This is a genomic window from Pseudohongiella spirulinae (assembly GCF_001444425.1).
GTDB lineage: Bacteria > Pseudomonadota > Gammaproteobacteria > Pseudomonadales > Pseudohongiellaceae > Pseudohongiella > Pseudohongiella spirulinae.
The window spans coordinates 3070210-3095427 of the sequence record NZ_CP013189.1 but is presented as its reverse complement, the minus strand read 5'-3'; the positions used below and the strand labels follow the sequence as shown (position 1 = coordinate 3095427).

Genomic DNA, 25218 nt, shown 5'->3' with positions numbered 1-25218 from the left:
CTGAGGAGCTGTCGAATGAAAAAAATAATACAGTTTGCTGCAGTACCCGTTCTGTTGTCCGCCAGTCTGATTGCTCATGCCCAATCCCCCAACGCCTTTGGCACGCCCACCGACGAAGTTCAGTCACCATCCGCCGCAATCACAGCCATGCCTGGCTCACGTGCCCAGGGCTGGATGGCGCAGGGTCGTTCCGAAGTGCTGGCGCGTCATGGCGCGGTAGCGACCAGCGACCCCCTGGCTTCGCAGGCTGGACTGGAAATTCTTCAACAAGGTGGCAATGCGATTGATGCTGCCGTGGCTGCCAGTGCGGTACTTGACGTCACTTCGCCCAATGACACCAGTATAGCGGGCGACCTGTTCGCTCTGATCTGGATTGCCGCCGAGCAAAGACTTTATGCTATCAATGCGGCGGGCTGGGCGCCGGAGGGCTGGACCCCCGAATATTTCCGCGACACCCTGGGTGTCGAGCGGGTACCGGGGACAGGTGTTAACGGGACGACCGTGCCGGGGGCCATTGCAGGTTATGAGGCCATGCTGGAGCGCTTTGGCACCATGGGGTTTGACCAGACCCTGGAGCGCGCGGCCACCATTGCGGAGCAGGGCTGGGGTCTGACCGAGCGGCGTCATGCCGATCTGCTCAGTGCGCTGGAACGCATTCGCAGTGATCAGGACAGTATAGATTCATTTCTTGATGACAATGAGCCGCCGGCACTTTACAGCATCATCAGCAATCCCGGCCTGGCATCCGCATTACGAATGATTCAGCGTGATGGTGCTGATGCGTTTTATCGTGGCCCGATAGCAGAGGCCATCGTTGCCAAGATTGAAGAGGTCGGCGGTGTGATGACGATGGACGACCTGGCAGAATTCGAACCGGAATGGGTGGAGCCGATTTCTACCAATTATCATGGCTATGACGTGCATCAACTGCCGCCGCCCGGTCAGGGATTTGCGGCTTTGCAGATGTTGAATATTCTGGAGGTCTGCGCGCCGGAGCATAACATCCGGCTGGCGGATCTGGGGCCTGCCAATGCTAACTACTGGCACTTTATGGTAGAGGCGAAAAAAATTGCCTACTCCGATCTGCTGGCTTACAACGCTGATCCACTGTTTGTCGACATCCCGCTGGACCGCCTGTTGTCAAAATCCTATGCGGCTGAGCAGTGTGGTCGCATTGATATGAACAAGGCGACCGATCCGGCAACAACCGGCGGTCTGGATGGCGGCACTATCTACATGAGCACGGCGGACCGCTGGGGCAATATGGTTTCTTTGGTGCACAGCGTATTCTCGGTCTATGGCAGTGGTGTGACCGTAGCGCCTTACGGATTCATTCTGCATAACCGCGGAGTGGGATTTTCACTGGAAGAGGGGCACCCCAATCTGGTTGCACCGCGCAAACGTCCTTTTCATACCATCATTGCAGGTTTTGTTACGCAGAATAATCAACCGCTGATGGCATTTGGTAATATGGGTGGCAGCGTGCAACCTGAGACTCACGCCCAGCATATGGTGAATATGATTGATCATGGCATGAATGTGCAGATGAGCACAGACGTGGCACGTTTCACACATAATCAGAATCAGAATGTTCTGTCACTGGAAACGGAGCTCTATAATCTGGTTTCATCAGCCCTGCGTGGCAAAGGACATGAAGTACGCGCCGTATCCGGCAGTGCGGTGGGTGGCTACAATGCGATTCTCTTCACACCCGACCCGTCTATGCCCGTGCCCGGCCCGGACGATTATGATATGCCGGTAAATGGTGTTTACCGGGCCGGTTCTGACCACCGCAAAGATGGGCAGGCCGTCGGTTACTGATGCGCCGATGTCTGACATTGGGTCGCTCGGTCGCTAACAGCTGGCGTCCTGGCTTATTGCGCAGTTGATGGCTTGAGGGACAGGAGTCAGTCTGTGTAAAGTAAGCTGGAATTTCAGTCACTGTTGACGAGGACTTACGATGAACAGACTTGCGCAATATCGTGCTAAAGGCATAGCAGGCTTGTGTGGCCTGCTTATGGCGCTGGCAGGGCAACTGGCGCTGGCGGCTGACGATATCCTGGGTGTGGCTTGCCAGACACCGCCTCCTGTGCATTGCATGGATGGGGATTGTGCGGCAAAAACTGCCATGCCAGGTAATGTCACAGAGCCAGAAAGCGGTCGACAGTATTTTCTGGACTATCCCTGCGACCTTCAGGATGGTGAGGATGTGATTTTCATCCTCAATATTCATGGTGCTGGCTCCATTGCCAACTGGCAGCGTCATTATTTTCCGGCCATGGATCACAAAGAAAAATATCGACTGGTAGTTGCAACACCAACGGCAGCCGGGTCGACTTCCATGGGATCTGGAGATGGTGTCCGGGTCTGGGCACCACAGACCGATGATGCGTATCTGCAGGCTATCACCAATCAAGTGATTGATGCCTTCGGTCGGGACAACATCAAGGCATTCTGGCTGGCCGGACACAGTCAGGGCGGGATGACGTCGCGTCGACTGGTCTGCACAGACTTCTTTGCGGATAAAGTGGACGGCATGCTCAGCCTGTCCGGTGGCCGGATTGGTCAGGCACCCTTTGTGGCCAATTTCGGGCCACCCCTGCCGGATGGTTCTCCGCCGCCCGCACGTCCCCGCGGCACCGCTGAGGAGGTGCTGCCATCCTGTGACTTCTCCCATATTTTTGCTATTGGCGAATATGAGATAGAGCAGCTGCCGGACAACTCACCCTGGGCTGCCAAATACCAGTGTGAAGCGCGCGAGCACACTCAGATCGTCGATACACAACCCGGCTGGGTGACAGATAGTGGGCGTTCTGGTTACCGGGTCTGGGGGCGTGAGGCGCGGCCGGGTACCGCTGACATCTACGAGTATCCATCCTGTGACAATGGCCGCGTTGTGGCTGATGTTGTCCGGCTTGATAAGGGGCATACAGAGGGACTGGAGCCTGAAGTCACACAACGTATTATCGAGCTTATCGCCAGCGCCAGTGGCGGAAAGCTGCAGGGCAGTGCATCAGCGAACTGAGAATTACTGTTGAATCTGTTTGAAAAACGCCCGGATGTCAGCCAGCAATAATTCGGGCTCCTCCAGGGCGGCAAAATGGCCGCCCCGGGGCATTTCAGTCCACCGAACGATGTTATATGACTGCTCTGCCCAAAGCTTCGGCGTGAGGTAGATTTCCTTCGGAAAAATCGCACCGGCCGTTGGCACACTCACAAAGCCCAACGGTTCGCGTAGCGGTGTCGAACGGTTCTCATAATAAATGCGCGCAGATGACGTGATGGTTTGCGTAAACCAATAGAGACTGATATTGGTGAGCAGTTCATCTTTGCTGAATTTATCCTCCGGGTGTCCGGTGGGCAGATCACTCCAGCCATGAAACTTTTCAAGGATCCAGGCCGCCAGACCTGCCGGAGAGTCATTCAGCCCGACGCCCAGTGTTTGAGGCTTGGTCCCCTGAATCTGTTGGTACGCCGATTCATTATTCATAAACGCCTGGCGTGCTTCGCGACGAGTCAGATCCCGGGCTGGCGTTTGTGCCAGTACCTCTGGGTCGGCGGGTGGGCTGGCCAGTACGAAATTTGAATGCAGTCCAATGACTCTGTCAGGGTAACGAGCGGCATGAAGGCGATTGATAATGGCTCCCCAGTCACCTCCTTGCAATCCGTATCGCTCATACCCCAGACGCTGCATCAATGCTGCCAGACTATGTGCCATTTTCTCAGGGTTGTAGCCTGGCTCCGACGGTTTTTCGGAAAAACCGAATCCTGGCAATGATGGTGCAATAACGTGAAAGGCATCCGCTGCCTCTCCCCCATACAACTCCGGTCGTATCAGCGGATCAATGATCTTGAGGAACTCAACGACAGAGCCCGGCCAGCCGTGTGTAAGCATCAAAGGTGTGGCGTCGGGATGCGGTGAGCGCTGATGAATAAAGTGGATATCCAGGCCTTCGATCTCTGTGACAAACTGATCGAGCGCGTTCAATCGCTGCTCTTGTTGACGCCAGTCAAATTCGTGTTGCCAATAGTTCAGCAGCTCGTCAAGGTAGTCAGTGTCCGTGCCATATTGCCAACTGTCACTGCGCAATTGGTCCGGCAGTCGCCGCTGCGCCAGGCGAGCGCTTAAATCACTTATCTGTACATCAGAGATTGAGACAATAAAAGGTCTGATTTCTGAATCTGCCATCATGGTGTTTGCCCAGGCGCATGTTGAAACAAGTACAGCATTTCGTAACAATTTGATCAGTGGCAATGACATAGACGTATTATCCCAGTATTATTTTTCTTGAAGTCAATGTTGAGGTAGTTGTCTTTGCAAAGCAAGTTCCCGGAAATGGAGCCCCGCATCCTTGAGCAATGGCAGGGCATCACCAATCTCGTTGCCAAATTGTGTCGCGTACCTGCTGCGCTGATCATGCGCCAGAATGACGACACCATGGAGGTGGTTTCCGGCTCCGAGCACCCTGACTCGCCGTATCAAGTCAATGAGAAAGCCCCCTTGAATGGCGATCTTTATTGTGAAACTGTAATCAAAACCCAGAAGCTGCTGCATGTGCCCAATGCATTGAAGGATCCGGTCTGGGATCATAATCCGGATATAGAGCTGGGCATGATTTCTTATTGCGGCGTACCGGTGAACTGGCCGGATGGCACACCGTTCGGTACTTTATGCATTCTGGACAGAGTTGAAAAACATAGCACTGACGAAGAAAAAGATTTGCTGAATCAGTTCGCGCGCATCATAGAATTGACTCTTGAACTGCTGGTCAGCAACCGCCGTTTTGAAAATCTGTCCCTGCAGGATGGGCTGACCGGTATAGCCAATCGCAGGTTGTTCGATGTTGTATTGAAACGCGAATGGGCTCAGAGTCATCGTTTGAAACTGCCACTTTCCCCGCTGATGTGCGACATTGATTTCTTTAAAAACTATAACGATAGTCTTGGGCATGTGCAGGGCGATGAGTGTCTGAAACAGGTTGCCGAGGCATTGAGCGCTGTGTCTAAACGTGAGCTGGATTTATGCGCGCGATATGGTGGAGAAGAATTTGCGATATTGTTGCCAAACACGGAGCCAAAGCAGGCTTTTGAACTGGCTGAACAATGTCGCCGGGCAGTTGCCGGATTACAGATACCGCATCCGTCTTCCGCTGTCTGTGATGTGGTGACAATCAGTATTGGCGTTTGCACAATGACAGATTCCGGTGATGTATCCGAGACGGCATTGATCAGGGCGGCAGACCAGGCTTTGTATCGAGCCAAACAGGGTGGGCGCAACCGTGTGGAAATTTGCCCGACTGTCTCCTAGTCATTGCCCCTTGTTGCGATATTGCGACATAAACTGAAGCATAACCTGTGCGAGCTCCTCGCCATGGGTTTCCTGCAGAAAGTGTCCGGCGCCTCTGATGGTAACGTGCTGTTGTCCAGCTGCGCCCGGAATGCGTTGATGGAAGGCCAGATCTCCGCCTGCCGTAATAGGGTCGCCATCACTGAAGGCGGTAAGGAAAGGTTTGTGCCATTGCCCCAGTTCCTGCCAGGCACGGGCATTAAGCCTCAGCTCGGATGGAACCAGTGAAGGCATAATGGCCGGGCCGGCCTTGTAGCGAGCGTCGGGGAAGGGTGCGTTATAGGCATGCATAATAGATGCGCGGTCCGGATTGTCCTCAGCAATATCCACGGCAACAATCTGTCCCACAGGCATGTCATCAACAGAACGCGAGTAGGCCGCCCAGCGCAGGAAGCCGGGTTCGGCCTGCAGATCTTCCCAGCTGACCTTTCCCTGCCACCACAATGACAGGCGAAACAGGGGGTAGCCGATCACTCCACGCAGGCCACTCGCTGCAGGTAATCCGGTATTGGCGGCTACCACACCCGAAAAACGGTCCGGGATTTCTGCAACAACACGCAGGCCGATCAGGCCGCCCCAATCCTGAATGAACAGAGTGATGTCGTTTAAATCCAGATTTTCAATAAATTCCCTTATGTGGGCGACGTGGCCACTATGGCTATGTGCTGATTTCATCGCGGGTTTGTCGGAGCGGCCAAAACCAATCAGGTCGGGCGCGATTACACGGTAACCGGCGCCAGCCAGAATCGGGATCATGTGCCGGTAGAGGTAGCTCCAGGACGGTTCTCCATGCAGCAGCAGAACCACCTGGCCGGTTCGCGGACCTTCATCAACATAATGCATTCTGAGCTGACCAAGTGTCAGGTAGTTGGGCTGAAACGGATAGTCAGGAAGATTATCGAAATGGTGGTCAGGTGTTCTGTAAACGCCAGGCAAAATCTCGTCAGCAGTCATAAGCGGGCTCGCTGTTAAGGTGCAGATCATTAAAAAAAATACAAAAATCGAATGGTGTGGTTTATTGAAAAAGTGCATGACAGCCACTCTGATTAATTTGGCCAGTAGATATGTTCGTCTTCCGGTGTTTCAGGCTGGCCCAGTGGTTTGTCGATGGTGACGGGCATTTCCACCACGGATGGCCACATCGGTGGCGGCAGTTCGTTATTGTGCTGCAGCAGTAATGCCTGCAATTCAGCAACCTTGTCGGGGTGCTGCGAGGCCAGATTATCTTGTTCAGTAGGGTCGGCATCCAGATGGAACAGCCACACCTCATCTGGCCGGTCGGTCTGCTGCAATTTCCAGCCTCCGGAAATCACCACCTGATAATGACCGCTGCGCCAGAACAGGGTGTCATGGGGTGGCGCGGGATTTTCGCCGCGCAGATGCGGCATCAGATTCACACCATCAATCAAACGATCACTGGGTGCCGATGTGCCCGCCATATCAGCCAGCGTCGGCAGCAGATCGGTGTGATGGGTGAAGGGATCGAATTGACTGCCGGGTTCAATACCGGCTGGCCATTGCATGAACAGCGGAACACGAATGCCGCCGCCAAAAAACGTGGTTTTCCAGCCGCGATACGGCAGGTTGATGTCCGGCAGCCCCAGGTAGTGCGCGCCGCCGTTGTCTGAGGTAAATATGACGATGGTGTTATCGTCCAGGCCATTTTGCTCAAGCGCATCGAGCACCTCGCCCACGCCGCGGTCCAGCGCCTTGATCATGGCAGCATAGGTTCGCAGCGTATGATCCTCGATATGTGTCAGTGCATCGTAGTCTGACTTGAGCGCCTGCAGGGGAGAATGTGGTGCCCAGTGTGCCAGGTACAAAAAGAAGGGCTGATTCCTGTTGGTCTCAATAACCTTGATAGCCTCCCGTGTCAGGTAGTCGGTCAGGTATCCATCGGCTTCAAAACGAGGCCCTTCATTGTAATTCATGGAGTAACGACCGACTGACCAGAAGAAGCGGTCAATCGGATCAAAATCCTGACGCGCGTTCACAGCATCCGGATGATCCACCGGCAGGTACAGTAATCCGGCCAGATTCAGGCTTTCATCAAACCCCTGCGCCGTCGGCTCCGAGCCATTCGTGCTGCCCAGATGCCATTTGCCAATGTGTACTGTTTTGTACCCCTGGGTCTTTAACAGCTCGGCAATGGTGATTTCACTGCCGGGCATGCCCATGCTGTCAAAGTCAGCCTGATAAATGCCGGGTTGGTCCAGGTGACTGATCAAAGGCCGACGGAAGTCCGCCTGAATGCTGCGGTCCAGGCGGGTGGTGATACTGGCCATGCCGTTGGGCAGCGGTGTGAATTCAAAACCAAAGCGGGTGGGGTAGCGTCCGGTGAGCAAGGCGGCACGTGATGGTGCGCAAATGGCGCTGGCCGACATGGCCTGGTTCAGCGCGACACCGTTATGGGCAATGCTGTCGATATGCGGCGTGGGCACCGTGCCGCCAGCGACGCCGCCCCCGTAAAACGTGATGTCATTCCAGCCCAGGTCGTCGGCAACGATTAAAATGATATTCGGCTGATCGCTGTTGCGGGGTGTGTCAGGGCCGGGCCGCCAATGCACAGGCTGGTTGGGGCCGGTGGGTGTGCGCAGATCAATCAGCAGACCGGGCAGGTAGAGTATCCAGCGATCGACTGTGAGCCAGGCGACCAGCGGCAGCGCCAGTACCAAACCAATTGTCACCTTAAGCCATCGTCGTCCGGCCGATACCATACGATATTTACTCTGGTGTGAAATTATTATCCAGTAGTATAATTAACAAAATTTTTCCTGTCTATTCATGGTTTTTTAGTGGGTCCGGTTTTAATGACAAACGTTGTTTCCAGAAAGGGGCGTGTTGGGCGCCCGGTGAACGCCAATCCGCAGCAACAGCAGGAGCGCATCATTCTGGCGGCGCTGGCAGAATTCTCACAGCGAGGTTTTGTGGGCGCGTCACTGCGCACTATTGCTCAGCAGGCGGGCGTTGCTCATGGGCTGATACGGCATTACTTTCAGAGCAAGGAGGATCTGTTCCGTTCGTCTGCCGATTATCTGTTTGGTGAGATGGCAAAAACCTTGAGCCAATCCGCCGAAACGGTGTCTTCTGGCAACCCGCTGCAGCAACTGGTTTTGCAGATTCGTGCCTATGTGCAGATGTCAGCACGCTTGCCACATATGGCGGGTTTTTTGATGCAGGCCGGTCTGGACGGCGGTGAACACTTCGACTATGTGATCAAGAAATATGTCAAACCCCTGCAGGAGCTGTCGTTGCTGCCCTACCGGCGGGCGGTTGCAGATGGCTTGCTGCGTGACATGAATCCTGACTTTATCTTCCTGATTGCGACACATGCGGCAACGGCGCCATTTGCCAATGTTGCGCTGCGCCAGGCCCTGGCCGATGCCGATGCCAGCAATGAGGCGCAGGTCGCGGAGTATGCAGATACGTTGATCAGCGTGCTGCTAAGTGGTGTGTTAACGGAGAAAGGTCGGGCCGAGCGCGAAACGATGTGATCTTGTGTGGAGAACATGGCGTAAACTGACCAAGTATCCACATTTCAACAGGGCAGATGCAGATGATCGGAAAAATAATCCTGAGTGTCTCGGCGCTGGTGTTTATCGCTTACGGACTGGTCAGTTTGGTTTCGCCAGCCATACCGGCTGGATTTGCGGGGCTGGTGATCAGTAACGGCGATGCCTTTGCCGAGATCGGTGCCATGTACGGTGGCCTGCAAACGGGTGTCGGCCTGTTTTGCCTGCTGGCTGTTTTGCGAACTGAATACTACCGTGCCGGACTGATGTTGCTGGCCATAGGCATCGGTGCGTTGGCAGCCGGCCGTCTGGTTTCTGCGCTGCTGACGGACGATGTGTTGAGTGCCTATACGTGGGGCGCTCTGATCTATGAATGTATCACTGTAGTGGTAGCCGCCTGGGCGCTGCGGACATCTCACCAACAATCGCTGGCCTCATGACGGCATGGCCGATTTTTGGCAGGCCGCCAGCTGCTGTTCCAGCAGCCACAGACGGTCCTGCCCCCAGTGTGCTGTGCCGCCGTTAACCCGAAAGGCCGGCACACCCCAGATACCCAGCGTAAACATCTCTTCCCGATTGGCTTCGGCCACGGCGCGCCAAGTATTGTCGGCCAGTGCAGACTGCATTTGTGTTTCGCTGATGCCGACGCGTTCGCACAGCCGGAGTAGTCCTGTGTCGCTGCGGGCATTGATGCCCTCGGCAAAAACTCCACGCATAAATGACAAGGCAAACGCCTCACCCTTGCCGAGTTGTATGGCGTGATGCAGCACCGCCAGGCCGCGCTCGGTGGGTTTTCCGACCGGGTCGGCAATCAGGCCGAAAGGCAGCCCGACACGTTCGGCTTCGCGCTTGGTGTCCGTGACAATATACAGCCGTTTGGACTCGGGAATTGGCAACCCGCGCATCACCATGGGTAAGACAAAACGCAGGTGCAGCTCAGCATTATAAGTGCGGGCGAGCTCAAACACGCGCGGCAGTGCGATCCAGCTATACGGACTGCGAAATGAAAAGTACAGGTCGAGCCTTGGGCGGTTTGTGTTTGTTGTTGCCTGCTTTGGCTGATGGCCGGCGGCCAGCGCAGCGGCGTCTGCAGTGGGCGTGACAGAGGCTTCCAGCCTGCGCACAAACGGTTGCAGGTTTGCCACCTTTGCCAGTGGCTGCAGTCGCTCTTCCAGGTAGGGGAGCCTGTCCAGTCCCCAGTACCACTCGCCTTCAAAATAATACATGCCGCCCAGGTAGTGTCCGAGCTTGTGCCGCAGACTTTCTCCCTCCTCTAAAGCGTGTTTGGCATTGCCGTTTTCTGTCCGTGCGATGTCTGGAACAGCAACTTCATCGCCACTGAATGCTTCGCGGATTTTTGCTGTCACTGCGGCAAATTCCGGCACATCGCTTATTCCGGCCAGCGCGGCCTGAGCCTGGCTGAGCAACGCAGCCGCCGGCGCAGTTTGCCAGGGGTGCGGGTTTTGCCCAAGCGCTCTTGCCAGCTCAGCTGCATCGCGCAAGGACCATTGCATCAGCCGCTCTGGCTCCGGTGCAGCGCCTTTGTCCGGCGCGGGCACGATGTGTGGGATGACACATATGTCGTAGTGGGAGGAAAGATGTGGCAGAGCCCGAACGGCCAGGTCAGAGTAGGGGTCATCCACCTGGTGAAAGTAGTGCACAACTGCGGAGCGGCCTGTCAGCCGCCGTGTAACAGCCTGCTTTGTGCGCCGGAGCTCTCTGTACAGTGGGCTGGTCAGAACAGCGGAAGCGCGCGTGCGCAGCCATCGTTTCATTTTCATACGTTCGTTCCTGTACCGGCGTGAAAGGGTGATAGTCTGCGTGTAGACAAGCCATCAAGGCCTAATTATACTAATGGATAATAACACGCGGACTCAAGAGAGGAAACGCCCATGACACCCAGGTCGGTCATACCTCGATGGCGCTCTGCCATTGTGCTACTGGCAGCGTGTCTGCTGCCCTCGATGAGTGTTAGTGCCGGTGAATCGCCCGCAGATATGGTGCTTATTCCAGGGGGCGATACAGTCATAGGCTCCGAGCACGGGCTGGCAGATGAACGCCCGGTGTTTGCTGTAACCCTGCCAGACTTTCTGCTGGACAAAACGCCGGTTACCGTCGCGGCATTTGCCGAGTTTGTCGCTGGCACAGGGTATATCACCACGGCCGAACAGCTCGGCGACTCCGCTGTCATGCAGTTTGGTACGGGTCGCTGGTTTCTGCAGCCCGGCGCTTATTGGCGCTACCCGCTGGGCCCGGATGGTTCGGAAGCGCTGGCGGACCACCCGGTGACTCAGGTGTCCTGGGATGATGCCACTGCCTATTGCCAGGCACAGGGCAAACGCCTGCCCAGCGAGGTGGAGTGGGAGTTTGCAGCGCGCAGTGGTCACGACGGCGATGTTACCTACGCCTTTGGGGATGAGCTGTTCAAAGAGGGCGATTCTCTGGCGAAGGTCTGGCAGGCGAATGTCTGGAATGGCGACTTTCCGATGATCAATACTGTTGAAGACGGCTTCGCAACCACCTCACCGGTGGGTCATTTTGGCCTGTCCCCGGCGGGGCTCAGTGATATGGCCGGTAATGTCTGGGAGTGGACGGCAGACTGGTATGGCGGTTACGAAGGGCGCAGTGGTGCCGATGATGCGCCGTCTGATGGCAATAGCAAGGTTCAGCGCGGCGGCTCATTTCTATGCGACAAAAATGTTTGCCACGGCTATCGGGTATCGGCGCGCAGTCATTCCACGCCAGACAGTTCGTTAATGCATGTCGGTTTCAGGTGCGCACGTGATGTCAATTAAGCGCCATATCACACATGTTATTGTCCTCGCATTGTTGGTGATTTCTACAGCGACCTCTTACGCACAACCCAATGTGATCGTCATCGTCATAGACGACGCTGGCTTTACCGATCTCGGTGCCTACGGCAGTGAAATCAATACGCCCGCCATCGACAGTCTGGCGGAAAGCGGCGTGATGTTCAGTAACTTTCATGCCGGCCCCACCTGCGCACCCTCACGCGCCATGTTAATGACCGGTGTGCCCAGTCACCGTGCCGGGCTGGCGACCTTGAATCATCTCAGGCCGGAGGAGCATGCCGGACACCCGGCCTATCAGGGTGAGCTGGCACCTGACGTACCAACCATTGCTGAACACCTGCAGGCGGCTGGTTACGCCAGCTACATTACCGGCAAGTGGCACCTGGGCCATTCACCACAGAGTTTGCCCGTTGCGCGTGGTTTTGATCGCAGTTTCATTCTGGATGCATCCGGTGCGGACAACTGGTCGCAGCGTTCCTATTTGCCGCAGTATGAACAAGCCGACTGGTTTGAAGGTGCTGAACGAGGCACCCTGCCGGATGACTTTTATTCATCCGAGTTTCTGGTGGATAAAACGATCGAGTACATTGATCAGACACCTGCCGGTCAGCCATTTTTTTCTGTGATCGGTTTTCAGGCCATTCATATTCCTGTGCAGGCGCCGCGCGAGTTTATCGACCGGTATAACGGTGTGTACGATGAAGGCTGGGAAGTGCTTCGACAGCGGCGGCATCAGGCAGCCATCGCGCGAGGACTGATACCGGCAGATGCGCAACTCGGCCCGGTGCCTGACGTACTGCGGCGCTGGGAAGATCTGTCTGCGCGTGAGCGGGAACGCAGCATACGCAGCATGCAGGTGAATGCGGGCATGCTGGAGGCCATGGACTACCATGTCGGACGACTGCTTGATCACCTGAAAACCAGCGGTGATTACGACAATACGGTATTTATGGTGTTGTCCGATAATGGGCCGGAGCACAATCATCCAACGGCAGATGCCGGCTTCCGTTTGTGGTTATGGCTGGAAGGTTTTTCCCAGGACATAGAGACATTGGGTGAGCCTGGTTCCTATGCGTCTATTGGTCCCGAGTGGGCCATCGCCGCGGGCGCGGGCGGGTCGTTATTCAAATTTCACGCCAGTGAGGGTGGCACGCGTGTACCATTGGTCATGTCCGGCCCGGGCATTCCTTCCTCGGGCGCATTACACCCTTTCAGTTTTATTACCGACCTGGTGCCCACCATTCTGGAGCTGACCGGTGCCGAGGCGCTGGATTCAGGACCGGCGTTTACCGGGCGCAGCCTTGTTGATGTTCTGCAAGGGCGTGCGCAATCAGTGTATGGTCCAGAGGATGCTGTGTCTCTGGAGGCGTCCGGGCAATCTGCGGTATTCAAAGGTGATTACAAACTGGTACGTAATCTGGACTTATACGGTGACGGCGTCTGGCGCCTGCACAATGTCGTGCAGGATCCAGGCGAAACCCGCGACCTGAGTGCCGAATTGCCCGAGTTGTTTGCTGACATGATGAGAGAGTATGAACTGTACACGGCCGAATACGGCGTGCTGCCCATGCCGCCGGGTTACTCCGGTCAACAGATGATTGCCGAGGCGACAACCCGGCAGATCATTGCAAAGTACGGCATGATGTTGCTGGTTGCCGTATTTGGTGTTGTACTCGCATTACTGATTCTTTTTTATGTCCTGTTCAAGAGACCGTTCAGGTCGATACATTAACAGACTTTCAGGCCACCGGAGATGTGAGTGATGAGTATGCAGGCAGCGGAAGAACACGGTGAACAATTAGAATCAAAACTCAAAGGCGCTCTCGAACTGCAGCGTAAGGATTTCCTGCAGGAAGGCGCGGTGAGTGCGGCAACGCGCAGGGACCGGATTGATCGCGGCATTGATGTGCTGCTGAAGTATCAGGGGAAATTGGTTGATGCGCTGAATACTGACTTCAGTTGCCGCTCCCGAGAAGTCACTCTGCTCACTGATGTTGCGGCATCGTTGACACCACTGAAACACGCCCGGAAGCATTTGCACAAGTGGATGAAGCCCCAGCGTAAAGCCAGTTCGTTTCCGTTCAATTTACTGGGCGGTCGCTCCCGTATTGAGTACCAGCCGCTGGGTGTGGTCGGTGTCATCTCGCCCTGGAACTTCCCCGTCAATCTGACCTTTGGCCCACTGGCCGGCATTCTGGCGGCCGGCAATCGCGCCATGATCAAACCCTCGGAGTTTACGCCGGCTACCTCGGAGGTGATGGCCGAAATGGTTGCTGCGACCTGGGATCCCAAAGAGGTTGCAATTTTCACCGGCGGGCCCGAAGTCGGTCAGGCTTTTTCGGCTCTGCCGTTTGACCATCTGTTGTTTACGGGCGCGACGTCTGTCGCCCGGCATATTATGAAAGCTGCTGCGCAGAATCTGGTGCCGGTGACGCTGGAGCTGGGTGGCAAGTCACCCGTGATTCTGTCGCGCAGTGCAGATATTCAACGCAGCATTGAACGCATCATGCTCGGCAAAACCCTGAATGCCGGGCAGATATGTCTGGCGCCTGATTATTTGTTGGCGCCGGAAGAGCTGCTCGAGTCGGTCGTCGAAGCAGCTGAAAAAGCAGTACGTTCCATGTATCCCTCTATTCTGGATAATCCGGAATACACCGCCATTGTGAATGAGCGCCACTACCAGCGCCTGAGCAGTTATGTGCAGGAAGTTGAGGAGCAGGGTGTGCGAATCCATGCCCTTAAACCCGCTGATGAGGACTCCGCTGCACTTGATGAACGGCGCAAACTACCGCCGGTATTGATTGTGAATCCTCCCGATAACGCACGGGTTATGGAGGAAGAGATATTTGGTCCGCTGCTGCCTATCCGCAGCTATAAGGATTTTGATGAGGTGATTGATTATGTCAACGCCCATCCGCGACCACTCGCCGTCTACTATTTTGGCGAGGACAGGCATGAGGAGCGTGCAGTGCTATCCAGAACGACGTCCGGAGGTGTCTGCATTAACGATGTGATCATGCACATCATGCAGGAAGAATTGCCGTTCGGTGGTGTGGGACCCAGCGGCATGGGGGCGTATCACGGTGAGCATGGCTTCCGCACCTTCAGTCATGCCAAAAGTGTATACCGGCAGACGCGGCTCAATGTAGGTAAGCTGGGCGGTATGCTGCCACCCTACGGCAAGGCAACTGAGCAGACCATTAAAATACAGGTTAAACGATGATGGGCCGCAACCCGACAGTTTCGTGGGGTTCAGGGTTGTTATCGGTAATAGCTCTGTCAGCCGCAGTGGCTACTTTCCTGCTGATCAGCGTCGTCACACTATTTCGTGCTGAGCTGGGTTATTGGCTGTTCGAGCGACAGGCATCTCGGCAGGCGCAGTTTGACCGATTGACATCACTTGAGCCTGGGTTGCATGTTGCATTTTGTGGGACAGGTGCGCCTTTGCCGGATCCGACACGCGCCGAGTCGTGCGCAGTGGTGATCGCCGGAGACGCACTTTTTGTGATTGATTCAGGAAGCGGATCAACTTCAAACATTACCATAATGGGGTTGCCAGCCGATCAGATTCGAGCAGTATTTCTGACTCATTTTCATTCCGATCATATCGCAGATCTCGGTAATCTGGCACTGCAGCGATGGGTCAACGGGGCGCACCCGTCGCCCTTGCCGGTGATCGGCCCTCAGGGTGTAGACCAGATTGTGGCCGGATTCAACCTTGCGTATGGCCCGGATCAGATTTATCGTCCAGCACACCATGGTGAACAGATTGTGCCTTCTTCAGGTGCGGGCCTTGTCGCCCAGGCTTTTCAGTTGCCGGCACGAACGGAGCCTCCTGAGAATGAGTCAGCGATCAGCGTTTACGACGATGACTCAGTGTCGGTGTCGGCTTTGCGGGTCGACCATGATCCCGCTGATCCGGCAGTCGCTTATCGTTTTGAGTACGCGGGACGGTCTGTCGTCTTTAGCGGTGACCTGATTGTATCACGGTCACCCGGTTTCGAAGCGTTTGTCCGCGGCGCTGATCTTTTGGTGATGGAGGGTTTGCAGCCGCAACTGTTAAAAATTATCGAACAAAATGTGATTGAACGGGGTGACCCGAATCTGGGGGTCATCATGCAGGATGTGCTGGATTATCATACAACCCCTGAACAGGCCGCTGAACTTGCTCAATCAGCCGCTGCCGGGGCGCTTGTCATAAATCATGTGGTGCCACCCATACCAAACCGGTTCCTGGAAGCGGCCTTTCTGCGGGGTGCACCTTCCAGGTTTGACGGGCCGGTTCGTGTGGCCAGAGATGGCCTGGCCGTGACTTTGCCTTTGGGAAGTGATGAAATACAGTTTCACAACTGGTTTTAAGCGCCCATTTTTTCTGAGGATAGTCATGAATCGTCGATTCGGAGAGTTGAGAAGCATAGCCTTGTCAGTCGCGCTGATGATCAGCGGACCGGTCATGGCCAATGACTCGGACCCGCGCCCGCGCGACGTGGGCATTGCCCCCGGTATTTACCCTGCCGGAGAACACAATGCCATTACGGATGTGGCCGGTGTGAAAGTGGGCCATGTGTCATTAATAGAAGACGGCAATGTACGTACTGGTGTGACGGCGATCGTACCGCATGGTGGCAACATCTTTCAGGATAAGGTGCCCGCCGGATTTGCCCAGGGCAATGGATTCGGGAAAATGATGGGCACGACTCAGGTCATCGAACTGGGGGAGCTGGAAACACCGGTGGTATTAACCAATACCCTGTCAGTGCCAGAGGCGGCCGCCGGCGTCATTGAATGGACCCTGCAGCAGGTGGGCAATGAAGACGTCCGCTCAGTTAATGCCGTGGTGGGCGAAACCAATGACGGGCGCATCAACAATATTCGCCTGCGGGCGGTGCGCCCTGAACATGCCATTGCAGCCATTGACAGCGCCAGCTCAGGGCCTGTGGCTGAAGGCAGTGTCGGCGCGGGTATGGGTACAGTCAGTTTTGGATGGAAAGGCGGCATTGGCACCAGCTCGCGTGTATTACCGGCGAACGACGGTGGTTTCACAGTCGGTGTGCTTGTGCAGACCAACTACGGCGGTGAACTGCACATCATGGGGGTGCCAGTGAACGCTGAGACACTAAGCAGTCGTGTGGCAAGTGGCGCGACACAGACCAGCCCTGACGGTTCGGTGATGATTATCATTGCCACCGATGCGCCGTTATCAGACCGTAACCTTGAACGCCTGGCAAGTCGCGCATTCCTGGGTATCGCCAGAACCGGTTCGGCCATGCCTAATGGTTCGGGTGACTATGCTCTGGCATTTTCGACCGCCAACAGTGTGCGTCGAACGCCTGCTCGCCGCGAGCAGACGACCCTGGTGGAAGACTGGCCGAATGGTTTGATGACCCCATTGTTCCAGGCTGTTGTGGAAGCCACCGAGGAAGCCGTTTACAATGCATTGTTCAAGGCTTCTGCGGTGCAGGGTGTGAACGGAGATGCATTTGCAGAGTTGCCGGTGCCTGTCGTGTTGGACCTACTGGACAGACACGGTGTGATAAGTCCCTAATTTCAAGCATAATGGGCTCCAGATCTGCCAGGAGTCGATATGAATTTTTTCGTACTGACAACAACCGTGCTTTGCGCGGCCTTATTGGTAGCCAGTTCTCTGGCACTGATAATATGGAATTATCGACGCGCTCCCGGTGCGTTCGTCATGCTGGGGCTGGCGGCACCCGTGATTCTATGGTTAATCGGCAGTACGGGTGAATTGTGGGCGCGCACGCTGGATACAAAAGTTTTCTGGGCTAATTTTCAGTACTTCGGCATTGTCACTGTGCCTGTCGCTTATTTCATGGTGGCCCTGAGCGTCAGCAAGCCAGAGTTCAGGCTCTCTCTGCGTCACTGGCTCAGCCTGTTACTGATTCCATTCGTCAGCCTGTTGGTGTTGTGGACCAATCCCTGGCACGGCTGGTTCCGATCATCTGTTCAGATTCATGAAATTGGATCAATGTCAGTGCTGACGGCAACATTGGGCCCATACTTCTGGGTCCATACGCTCTATTCGTATTTCTTTATCATCGGCGGCATTGTGTTGCTAATGCGCCATGCCCTGCTTAATCGACAGCGCAGACCTCTGCAGTTTGTCCTGATGGCTTTATCGGCATTGGTGCCCTTTGCGGCGAACTTGTTGTATCTGTTACTCGATAATAATGTATTGCCTGTTGATCCGACACCTATTTCAATACTCTTCAGTACACTGCTGATTGCATTTGTTATCGTCAAACTCAACTTTTTCGACGTAATTCGCGGTGCTGCGCAGACTTTCGTAGATAATATGGAAGACATCATGCTGGTGCTGGATGACGAATTGCGGATATTAACCGCCAGTCGCAGTGCAGAGCAGTTCTTCGACATATCTCTGGCCGAACTCAGGGGTCAGAAAGTTGCACAGGTCGTGCCGGAGATACAGCCGTATCTGACAGAGACTGATGTCTCACTAGGTGTTGAATGTCCGTTGAGGCTGTGTCACGAAAATCAGGCTCTCGACATGGAATTGCGTATTACTCCAGTGCAGAGCTCAATGAGTGACCATCCAAAAGGCTGTTTGATTACTCTGCGGGACTTGAGTTCTGTGATGCTTGCCGAACAGCGCCTGCGTCTGGCGATGCAGGCTTCCCGGCAGGGTCTTTGGGATTTCGATATGGAGGCCGGCAGCATTTACTATTCGCCGGAGTGGAAGCGACTGTTGGGCTACAAGAACCATGAACTGGCCAATAATCCCGGATTAGCCAGTAAACTCACACCTCCGGATCAATGGCGCCGACTCAGCAGCAGTGTAGAGCAAGCCGCAGAGGCAGGTGCTCAATGGGTTGAGACTGAATTTAAAATGCGCCATCGAGACGGCCATCTGGTGAATATTCTCGCGAGGACATTATTAATTCGCAATGCAGAGGGAAAGCTGATTAGGCAGGTCGGAACGCATATGGTTATGCCCGGCTCATCTGACATCGAATCAATCTAAATAACATGCCGATCAGTAGTGTCAGGGTTCTATCAGCCCCGCACGAATGGCAATGATCGCCAGCTCGGCACTGTTGGCTGCATTGAGCTTCTGCTTGATGTTATAAAGATGTGTGCCAATGGTGCGGGGGCTCAGTGACATCACGTCGGCAATCTCCTGCACAGACCTGCCTTTGGCCAGCTCAAGAAATACCTTGAACTCCTTTTCACTCAATGCATCCAGTGGATTCTTTGAACCGGACACCTGTTCCACTGCCAGGGCCTGCGCAATCTCGGGCTCCAGATAAATTTGCCCTTTGTGTACGGTGCGAATAGCCTGCATCAGGACATCGGCGGCACTGCGTTTGGTGACATAACCCACGGCACCGGCTTTAATGACGCGCCGCGCATGCATAACATCTTCATGTGCCGATAACACCAGAATTTTTTGCTGCGGATTTTTGGCCAGTACTCTGCCAATTGCTTCCAGGCCACCAATGCCTGGCATGGAAATGTCCATGATCAGCACATCCGGCGCCAGGTCCTGGAATTGTTTTACAGCATCTTCACCGCTGTGTGCTTCGCCTATGACGTCGATATCGTCGGAGCCTTGTAAAAGCAGCTTGAAGCCCATGCGCACAACGGCATGGTCATCCACTAACATCACCTTGATGGCTTTTTTGCTCATGGGCAGTCCTGAGGTATTGGGAGTGTCACCAGAATGGTGGTGCCACCGTCGGTATTGAGTTCGTAATTCAGTTCGCCGCCGAATGCCTGAACACGTTCTTTGATACCGATCAGACCAAAACGTGAGTTCCTTTCAGGATTGCTTCCGGGAAAATTGTGTTTCAGCCCCTTGCCATCGTCGCTGATGCTAACCTGCAATAAAGTCGGATCGCCGGCTTTCAGTGTAAGCGCCACATCGACTTTTGACGCATCGGCGTGTTTCACAACGTTGGTCAGGCATTCCTGGACTATCCGATAAACGGTAATGTTCAGGCTTTCTTCAAAGTCGTCGAGAGTCTCCTCTGTTACGAGATGAATTGCCAGCTTAGGATGCTGTTTACGATACTGATCCACCAGTTCGCCGATCGCGTCATTCAGGCCCAGGTGATCCAGTGCGCTGGGTCGAAGCTGGCGTATCATGGAATGCACAACATCATAAATGTGTGATGCCACCTCAACGATGGTTCGGGCGTTCTCCCGAGTCTGGTCAGCCTGCGCATTGTCCCGGTTGGCAATGGCTGTGCCAATGGTCTTGATTGCGGTCACACACTGTCCAAGTTCGTCGTGGAGTTCCCGGGCAATTGAGCGGCGCTCATCTTCCAGCTTCACCTGCATCAGTTGAGTAAACTTGCGGTTTTGTTCCAGTTCCAGTTCAGCGGCCATTCGTTGTTGTTCCTCTTTGGCAAGCCGGGCGTTTTCGATCAAGGCGGCCTGCAGAGATTCAGCCATTCTGTTGAAAGTGTGCGAGATGGCATTGAATTCTGGCAGGTTGTAATTTTCGAGACGGACACCATAGTTGCCTTTCTCCATTTCCGTCAGTGCATTCACAATGTCATTCAGCGGTTTGAGTGTGCGACCCAGAATCTGATAGACCGCAATATTCAGGAGAATAATGATAACGAGCACAAACAGGGCAAACTGCCAAAGCTCATCCCAGGCATCCAGTACAGATCTTGAAGAGTCAGGTGTTATCAGAATGAAGCCGCCGGGCACAGGCAGCCGGACTTCGCCCGTATCCGGCGCGACCAGGGCCGTAAACCAGTCAGGCGCCCAGCGGCCCTGCTTATACTCGGACGGCGGTGATTCATACAACAGCATTTCATGTTCGTCGTACACCCGCACTTCATTGGCCCGGACCCGGCCGACATTGCCCAGGTAGTCGACCAGGCTGTCCATCGGATCGCTGATCTGGCTCAGCTCTATCGGTGAAGGTGCAATGGCCTGCAACAGTTGAATCGCTACCCGGGTGCCGGCTTCGATTTCCTGGTCGATAGATCGACGTTTATAGTCAATCAGCATATAAGCAATTACCGCGAGGCAGGCAATGCCCACCAGCGAAATGCTCAAACCAACCCGGAAGCGAAGATTCATTTCAGCCCCTCAATTTTTAATCAGCAGCCGATCGCGAAGCGCGTCGGCTTCTTCACGCAGGGCGCAGGCCATCACATCAGCCATTCCACTATGCCCGGCGTTGCCCAACAGCCGGAGTCTGGCATCGGGCAGACGTTGGCTTAGCTGCCACGCAGTGATCGGCGGGCAGACAAGATCTATTTCGCCCTGAACTATTGTGACGGGTATCTGAAGCAATTCTGAGCTGTTCAGCAAGTCAGTGTCTCCGAGAAAGAATTTGTGCCTGATAAAGTGCAGATGAATTCGGGCACGATTCAGAATTGTCTCACTCTCAGGTAGTGAGCTCACGCCATCTGCGTCGCTGCCGATTTTCATAATCTGCATTTCATATTCAACCCAGCGCAGGGCAGCCTCCGTCGCTCTGCTCTGGTTTGTATCAAACACGGCCTGATAATAAGCTTCGATCAAATCCTGCCCCATCCCTTCAGACATGTTCTGCCAGGCTCGCGGCGCAAACCGCTTCAGGCCACCGGTAAACCAGCTAACTTCATCATCGGTGCCCAGAAAAATTCCCCTTAGAATCATCGCCTGCACGTTCTGTGGAAACTGTTGCGCGTAGGCCAGTGCCAACGTGCTGCCCCATGATCCGCCAAACAGAGTCATTGGGCCATTGATGTCCAGCACTGAGCGCAGGGTATTGATGTCGTTTATCAAGTCTTGAGTGGTGTTTTCCCGGGTCTCGCCAGCAGGTGCTGACTGACCGCAGCCGCGCTGGTCAAACAGCACACTGTCGTAGAAGTCCGGATCAAAGTAGCGCCGGTGGTTGGCATTGACCTGACTGCCGGGCCCGCCGTGCAGAAAAATGACAGGGTGACCGTTTTTGTTGCCACAGCGTTCCACATACAGCGAATGCATTGGTGAGACTGCTACGCTCTGGCGGAACCAGGGTTCGATGTGTGGATACAGCGTGTTGATAAGATACCCCCGGGCGGCGCAGGCATGAGCGCTAACTTATTATGAATGCGCCACTTTTTTACAGGTTTATGCAGGTTTTGCCAAGATTAAAGGCCGTCATCTAATGAAAATCATGAGTGACAATTGCTGATAATGCGGCAGCTTGATGATGTCCCGAAAGGTAACAATCGAGATGTCGTGTGTTCAGGCGATCTAAATCGACCGGATGCATGACCCCGAATTATCGGGAAAACTCATCTACCGTGGAGATAATACTATGTGGACTAAACCAGCTTATACCGAAATGCGCTATGGCTTTGAAGTCACCATGTACTTCGCCAATCGTTAATTGCCAGACTGATTGACGGTGAAGCCTCAGGGGGAAAGCGGCCTGGTAGACAAGGCGGCCTTCTCTCTGACCCGAAACCAGGAAAATTTATGAGAATACGCGTTCTGGGTTCCGCTGCTGGCGGCGGATTCCCGCAGTGGAACTGCAACTGTCCGAATTGTGACGGCGTGCGCAAAGGCACCATCCAGGCGGCGCCGCGTACCCAGTCATCAATTGCCGTCAGTAACGACAATATCAACTGGTTATTGTTTAACGCCTCGCCCGACATCCTGACTCAGTTCCAACGCTTTCCCGAGCTGCAGCCCGGACGTGCCATTCGCGATACGGCTGTGCGTGGTATCGTGTTAATGGACGCGCAGATTGATCACACAACCGGCCTGTTTATGCTGCGTGAAGGCAAAACGCCGCTCAACATTTACTGCACAGACATGGTCCATGAGGATCTGACACAGGGTAACCCCATTTTTAACGTACTGAGCCATTTTTGTGGTGTGTCCTGGCATCAGATTCCAACTGCAGTCGGCAGCACATTTCAAGTGGAGGGCATTGAAGGTATTCGCATCACAGCCGTCCCGCTCAGCAGCAAAGCACCGCCATTTTCGCCGCATCGCCATGATCCGCATGAAGGCGACAATATTGGTATACAACTGGAAGACCTTGGCAGCAGCAAGAAGCTGTTTTACGCGCCGGGTCTTGCGTCTATCGAAGCGCATCTGCTGCCGTTTATGCAACAGGCTGACTGTCTGATGGTGGACGGCACCTGCTGGACCAATGATGAAATGCAGGCTCTGGGTATCAGCGAAAAATTATCACTGGATATGGGACACATGCCCCAGTCTGGTCCGGGAGGTATGATCGAAGCGCTTAGATCGTTTCCGGAAGCACGCAAAATACTTATTCATATCAATAATACCAATCCCATCCTGCGCGAAGATTCTGCTGAACGTCAGATTCTACTGCAGGAAAAGATTGATGTTGCATTTGATGGCATGGACTTCAGTCTTTAGGATCCCTTTTAACCGTGATTGCAGGAGTGTGTGCTATGGCAAATGATGTTGCTGTGCCATGGTCAGTCGAAGAATTTGAAGCCAGACTGCGAGCCAAAGAAAAGTGTTACCACATTTTTCATCCCTTCCACATTGCCATGAACAGCGGGCAATGCACCAAAGAGCAGGTGCAGGGCTGGGTGATCAATCGTTTTTATTATCAGATCATGATTCCTATAAAAGACGCAGCGGTGATGTCTAACATGCCAGACAAAGAACACCGTCGGCTCTGGGTCCAGCGCATTCTGGATCATGATGGCCTGGAAGGTGACGAAGGTGGAATTGAAGCCTGGCTGGCACTGGCTGAGGCCGTTGGCCTGTCAAGAGACGAAGTGATATCTCTGGAAAAAGTGACACCCGGTGTTAAATTTGCCGTCGATGCCTACGTCAACTTTGCCAGAACCGCGCCCTGGCAGGAGGCTGTCTGCTCGTCATTGACGGAGCTGTTTGCGCCCACCATCCACCAGAAACGACTGGACAGCTGGCCAGAGCACTATCCGTGGATTGACGCCACGGGGTACCAATATTTCCGTAAACGTCTTTCAGAAGCGCGCCGTGATGTAGAACATGGTTTGCGTGTGACGCTGGCGCATTTCAAGACTCGGGCTGAACAGGAGCGGGCTATAAACATCCTGCAGTTCAAACTAAACGTGCTGTGGAGCATGCTGGATGCCATGCAGGTGACCTACGGTATCGGTGAAAACAACAATGGAGCGATCGCGAGGATGAACCCATGAGCTTGCCAATCAGCGTGCCATTGAAGTTTGCCAGGCAGTACAAACTGCAATGGGAAACCGCACAGGACGCCTGGGTACTCTTATACCCCGAAGGCCTGATCAAACTGACCGGCAGTGCCGGTGAAATTCTCAAGCGGATCGACGGTCGCAGCAGTGTAGAGGATATTGTCAGCAACTTGCAGGCAGCCTTCCCGGAGGCCGACTTGCAGCAGGATGTCATTGATTTTCTGGAGCATGCTCATGACAAAGGCTGGATCACCGCCGACTGACAGCATCAAGCCCCCTCTGTGGGTCAATGCTGAAATCACTTATAAGTGTCCGCTGCATTGTGTCTTTTGCTACAACCCCCTGAATTATGCAGAGACCTTCGAAAAGGAATTGAGCTCTGCCGAGTGGATCAAGGCCCTTCGCCAGGCGCGCGAACTGGGTGCCGTACAGCTTGGCATTTCCGGCGGCGAACCGCTGATGCGTGATGATGTAGAAGAGATAGTCGCCGAGGCCAGCAATATGGGCTACTACGTTAACTTGTTGACGTCTGGCATCGGTCTGACTGAAAAAAGAATTGCTGCATTTAAAGCCGGTGGTCTGGACCAGATCCAGTTATCGTTTCAGGATTCAACCAGGGAAATGAACGACTTCCTCTCGAGCACTAAAACCTTCGATCTGAAACTCAAGGTTGCGAGGCTGATAAAGCAGTATGATTACCCCATGGTGCTCAACGTGGTCCTGCATCGACTGAATATCGATCACATTGAGCAGATACTGCAGATGGCAGAGGAAATGCAGGCTGACCATGTGGAACTGGCCAACAGTCAGTATTACGCCTGGGCGCTGAAGAACCGTGAACACCTGATGCCCAGTCGCGAGCAGCTGGAGCATGCAGAAGCGGTCTGCAATCAGTTTCGAGCCCGGCTGGGTAATAAAATGAAACTCTATTTTGTGGTGCCCGATTATTACCAGGACAGACCCAAAGCCTGCATGAACGGCTGGGGTACGGTATTTCTGAATATTGCACCTGATGGTCTGGCGCTGCCCTGTCACGAGGCCCGCATGTTACCCGGCCTGGACTTTCCCAATCTGCGTGATCAGGACGTGCGCAGCATCTGGTATGAGTCAGAGGCCTTTAATGCCTATCGCGGTGATAGCTGGATGAAGGAGCCCTGCCGCAGCTGTGACGAAAAGGACAAGGATTTTGGTGGTTGCCGCTGTCAGGCCTTTATGCTGACCGGTGATGCACGCAATGCCGACCCGGTGTGCAGTAAGTCACCGCATCACACCCTGGTAACTGATCAGGTGGCACTTGCGCAGCAGCCTCGTCTGCCAGACAATCAAGTTCGGCCGCTGATCATCTTTCGTGATGACAGGAATTCACGTCAGTTTACGTAAAGCTGAACTGGTGCCGCGAC

General features: G+C 54.4%; 23 protein-coding genes. 16 read left to right on the top strand and 7 right to left on the bottom strand.

Going from position 1 to position 25218, the window contains the following annotated elements; translation table 11 throughout:
• The first annotated feature begins 15 nt into the window (after nucleotides 1-15).
• Together PS2015_RS14200 and PS2015_RS14195 are read left to right on the top strand one after the other, a co-directional pair.
• Nucleotides 16-1821: a gamma-glutamyltransferase family protein gene (locus PS2015_RS14200; RefSeq protein WP_058022845.1), complete on the top strand. Its 1806-nt coding sequence runs from the start codon at nucleotides 16-18 to the stop codon at nucleotides 1819-1821.
• Between the two features lie 139 nt (nucleotides 1822-1960).
• Nucleotides 1961-3025 carry an alpha/beta hydrolase family protein gene (locus PS2015_RS14195; protein WP_058022844.1) on the top strand — a complete coding sequence of 355 codons (1065 nt, stop codon included), beginning with the start codon at nucleotides 1961-1963 and terminating at the stop codon, nucleotides 3023-3025.
• A 3-nt stretch (nucleotides 3026-3028) separates the two neighbouring features.
• Here PS2015_RS14195 and PS2015_RS14190 read toward each other — a convergent pair whose 3' ends face one another.
• Complete coding sequence (locus tag PS2015_RS14190) at nucleotides 3029-4192, bottom strand: epoxide hydrolase family protein (RefSeq protein WP_237113340.1); 1164 nt, start codon at nucleotides 4190-4192, stop codon at nucleotides 3029-3031.
• 123 nt (nucleotides 4193-4315) lie between these two features.
• On the opposite strand from PS2015_RS14190, the gene PS2015_RS14185 reads away from it, so the two are divergent.
• Nucleotides 4316-5308 (top strand): sensor domain-containing diguanylate cyclase, encoded by a 993-nt coding sequence (locus PS2015_RS14185; RefSeq protein ID WP_156412756.1) that lies wholly within the window; start codon nucleotides 4316-4318, stop codon nucleotides 5306-5308.
• Here the strand turns inward: PS2015_RS14185 and PS2015_RS14180 are convergent, their stop codons facing one another.
• Together PS2015_RS14180 and PS2015_RS14175 are read right to left on the bottom strand one after the other, a co-directional pair.
• Nucleotides 5309-6301, bottom strand: coding sequence for a haloalkane dehalogenase (locus PS2015_RS14180; RefSeq protein ID WP_082628250.1), 993 nt, complete (start codon nucleotides 6299-6301; stop codon nucleotides 5309-5311).
• Between the two features lie 92 nt (nucleotides 6302-6393).
• Nucleotides 6394-8034, bottom strand: a complete 1641-nt coding sequence (locus PS2015_RS14175) for a sulfatase (protein ID WP_237113339.1) — start codon at nucleotides 8032-8034, stop codon at nucleotides 6394-6396.
• 123 nt (nucleotides 8035-8157) lie between these two features.
• Between PS2015_RS14175 and PS2015_RS14170 the strand changes: the two genes are divergently transcribed.
• Together PS2015_RS14170 and PS2015_RS14165 are read left to right on the top strand one after the other, a co-directional pair.
• Nucleotides 8158-8841: a TetR/AcrR family transcriptional regulator gene (locus tag PS2015_RS14170; RefSeq protein WP_082628155.1), complete on the top strand. Its 684-nt coding sequence runs from the start codon at nucleotides 8158-8160 to the stop codon at nucleotides 8839-8841.
• Nucleotides 8842-8903: 62 nt separating this feature from the next.
• A complete protein-coding gene (locus PS2015_RS14165) occupies nucleotides 8904-9299 on the top strand; it encodes a DUF4345 family protein (RefSeq protein ID WP_058022839.1) in 396 nt (131 codons plus the stop codon).
• Here the strand turns inward: PS2015_RS14165 and PS2015_RS14160 are convergent.
• The gene (locus PS2015_RS14160; RefSeq protein WP_058022838.1) at nucleotides 9294-10640 is read right to left on the bottom strand and encodes a DsbA family protein; all 1347 of its coding nucleotides are present in this window, start codon (nucleotides 10638-10640) and stop codon (nucleotides 9294-9296) included. The genes PS2015_RS14165 and PS2015_RS14160 overlap by 6 nt on opposite strands.
• Before the next feature lie 111 nt (nucleotides 10641-10751).
• Between PS2015_RS14160 and PS2015_RS14155 the strand changes: the two genes are divergently transcribed.
• The 6 genes from PS2015_RS14155 to PS2015_RS14130 are packed head-to-tail and all read left to right on the top strand — an operon-like array spanning nucleotide 10752 to nucleotide 18672.
• Nucleotides 10752-11654, top strand: coding sequence for a formylglycine-generating enzyme family protein (locus PS2015_RS14155; RefSeq protein WP_058022837.1), 903 nt, complete (start codon nucleotides 10752-10754; stop codon nucleotides 11652-11654).
• Entirely contained in the window at nucleotides 11644-13404 is a 1761-nt protein-coding gene (locus PS2015_RS14150) for an arylsulfatase (RefSeq protein ID WP_058022836.1), read from the top strand. The genes PS2015_RS14155 and PS2015_RS14150 overlap by 11 nt, the downstream gene beginning before the upstream one ends.
• A 30-nt stretch (nucleotides 13405-13434) precedes the next feature.
• Nucleotides 13435-14895, top strand: coding sequence for a coniferyl aldehyde dehydrogenase (locus tag PS2015_RS14145; RefSeq protein WP_335338242.1), 1461 nt, complete (start codon nucleotides 13435-13437; stop codon nucleotides 14893-14895).
• Nucleotides 14892-16031 carry an MBL fold metallo-hydrolase gene (locus PS2015_RS14140; protein ID WP_082628154.1) on the top strand — a complete coding sequence of 380 codons (1140 nt, stop codon included), beginning with the start codon at nucleotides 14892-14894 and terminating at the stop codon, nucleotides 16029-16031. Before PS2015_RS14145 ends, PS2015_RS14140 begins: the two co-directional genes overlap by 4 nt.
• Before the next feature lie 25 nt (nucleotides 16032-16056).
• A complete protein-coding gene (locus PS2015_RS14135) occupies nucleotides 16057-17217 on the top strand; it encodes a DmpA family aminopeptidase (protein WP_082628153.1) in 1161 nt (386 codons plus the stop codon).
• A 39-nt stretch (nucleotides 17218-17256) separates the two neighbouring features.
• Nucleotides 17257-18672, top strand: a complete 1416-nt coding sequence (locus PS2015_RS14130; RefSeq protein WP_058022834.1) for a histidine kinase N-terminal 7TM domain-containing protein — start codon at nucleotides 17257-17259, stop codon at nucleotides 18670-18672.
• Nucleotides 18673-18693: 21 nt separating this feature from the next.
• Here the strand turns inward: PS2015_RS14130 and PS2015_RS14125 are convergent, their stop codons facing one another.
• From PS2015_RS14125 to pip, 3 genes are read right to left on the bottom strand one after another with little or no spacing between them, the layout of a single operon-like run.
• On the bottom strand, nucleotides 18694-19338 hold the full coding sequence (locus tag PS2015_RS14125; RefSeq protein WP_237113338.1) for a response regulator: 645 nt from the start codon (nucleotides 19336-19338) through the stop codon (nucleotides 18694-18696).
• Nucleotides 19335-20747 carry an ATP-binding protein gene (locus tag PS2015_RS14120; RefSeq protein WP_058022833.1) on the bottom strand — a complete coding sequence of 471 codons (1413 nt, stop codon included), beginning with the start codon at nucleotides 20745-20747 and terminating at the stop codon, nucleotides 19335-19337. Before PS2015_RS14120 ends, PS2015_RS14125 begins: the two co-directional genes overlap by 4 nt.
• A 9-nt stretch (nucleotides 20748-20756) precedes the next feature.
• Nucleotides 20757-21680 carry a prolyl aminopeptidase gene (gene pip, locus PS2015_RS14115; RefSeq protein ID WP_257721218.1) on the bottom strand — a complete coding sequence of 308 codons (924 nt, stop codon included), beginning with the start codon at nucleotides 21678-21680 and terminating at the stop codon, nucleotides 20757-20759.
• A gap of 277 nt (nucleotides 21681-21957) precedes the next feature.
• Here pip and pqqA point away from each other — a divergent pair, with 277 nt between their 5' ends.
• From pqqA to pqqE, 5 genes are all read left to right on the top strand, one after another.
• Nucleotides 21958-22029 (top strand): pyrroloquinoline quinone precursor peptide PqqA, encoded by a 72-nt coding sequence (pqqA, locus tag PS2015_RS15660; RefSeq protein WP_156412798.1) that lies wholly within the window; start codon nucleotides 21958-21960, stop codon nucleotides 22027-22029.
• Between the two features lie 89 nt (nucleotides 22030-22118).
• Nucleotides 22119-23036, top strand: a complete 918-nt coding sequence (pqqB, locus tag PS2015_RS14110; protein ID WP_058022831.1) for a pyrroloquinoline quinone biosynthesis protein PqqB — start codon at nucleotides 22119-22121, stop codon at nucleotides 23034-23036.
• A gap of 35 nt (nucleotides 23037-23071) precedes the next feature.
• Nucleotides 23072-23812 (top strand): pyrroloquinoline-quinone synthase PqqC, encoded by a 741-nt coding sequence (pqqC, locus tag PS2015_RS14105; RefSeq protein WP_058022830.1) that lies wholly within the window; start codon nucleotides 23072-23074, stop codon nucleotides 23810-23812.
• The gene (gene pqqD / locus PS2015_RS14100) at nucleotides 23809-24081 is read left to right on the top strand and encodes a pyrroloquinoline quinone biosynthesis peptide chaperone PqqD (protein ID WP_058022829.1); all 273 of its coding nucleotides are present in this window, start codon (nucleotides 23809-23811) and stop codon (nucleotides 24079-24081) included. The genes pqqC and pqqD overlap by 4 nt, the downstream gene beginning before the upstream one ends.
• Complete coding sequence (pqqE, locus tag PS2015_RS14095; protein ID WP_058022828.1) at nucleotides 24053-25198, top strand: pyrroloquinoline quinone biosynthesis protein PqqE; 1146 nt, start codon at nucleotides 24053-24055, stop codon at nucleotides 25196-25198. Before pqqD ends, pqqE begins: the two co-directional genes overlap by 29 nt.
• Nucleotides 25199-25218: the final 20 nt, after the last annotated feature.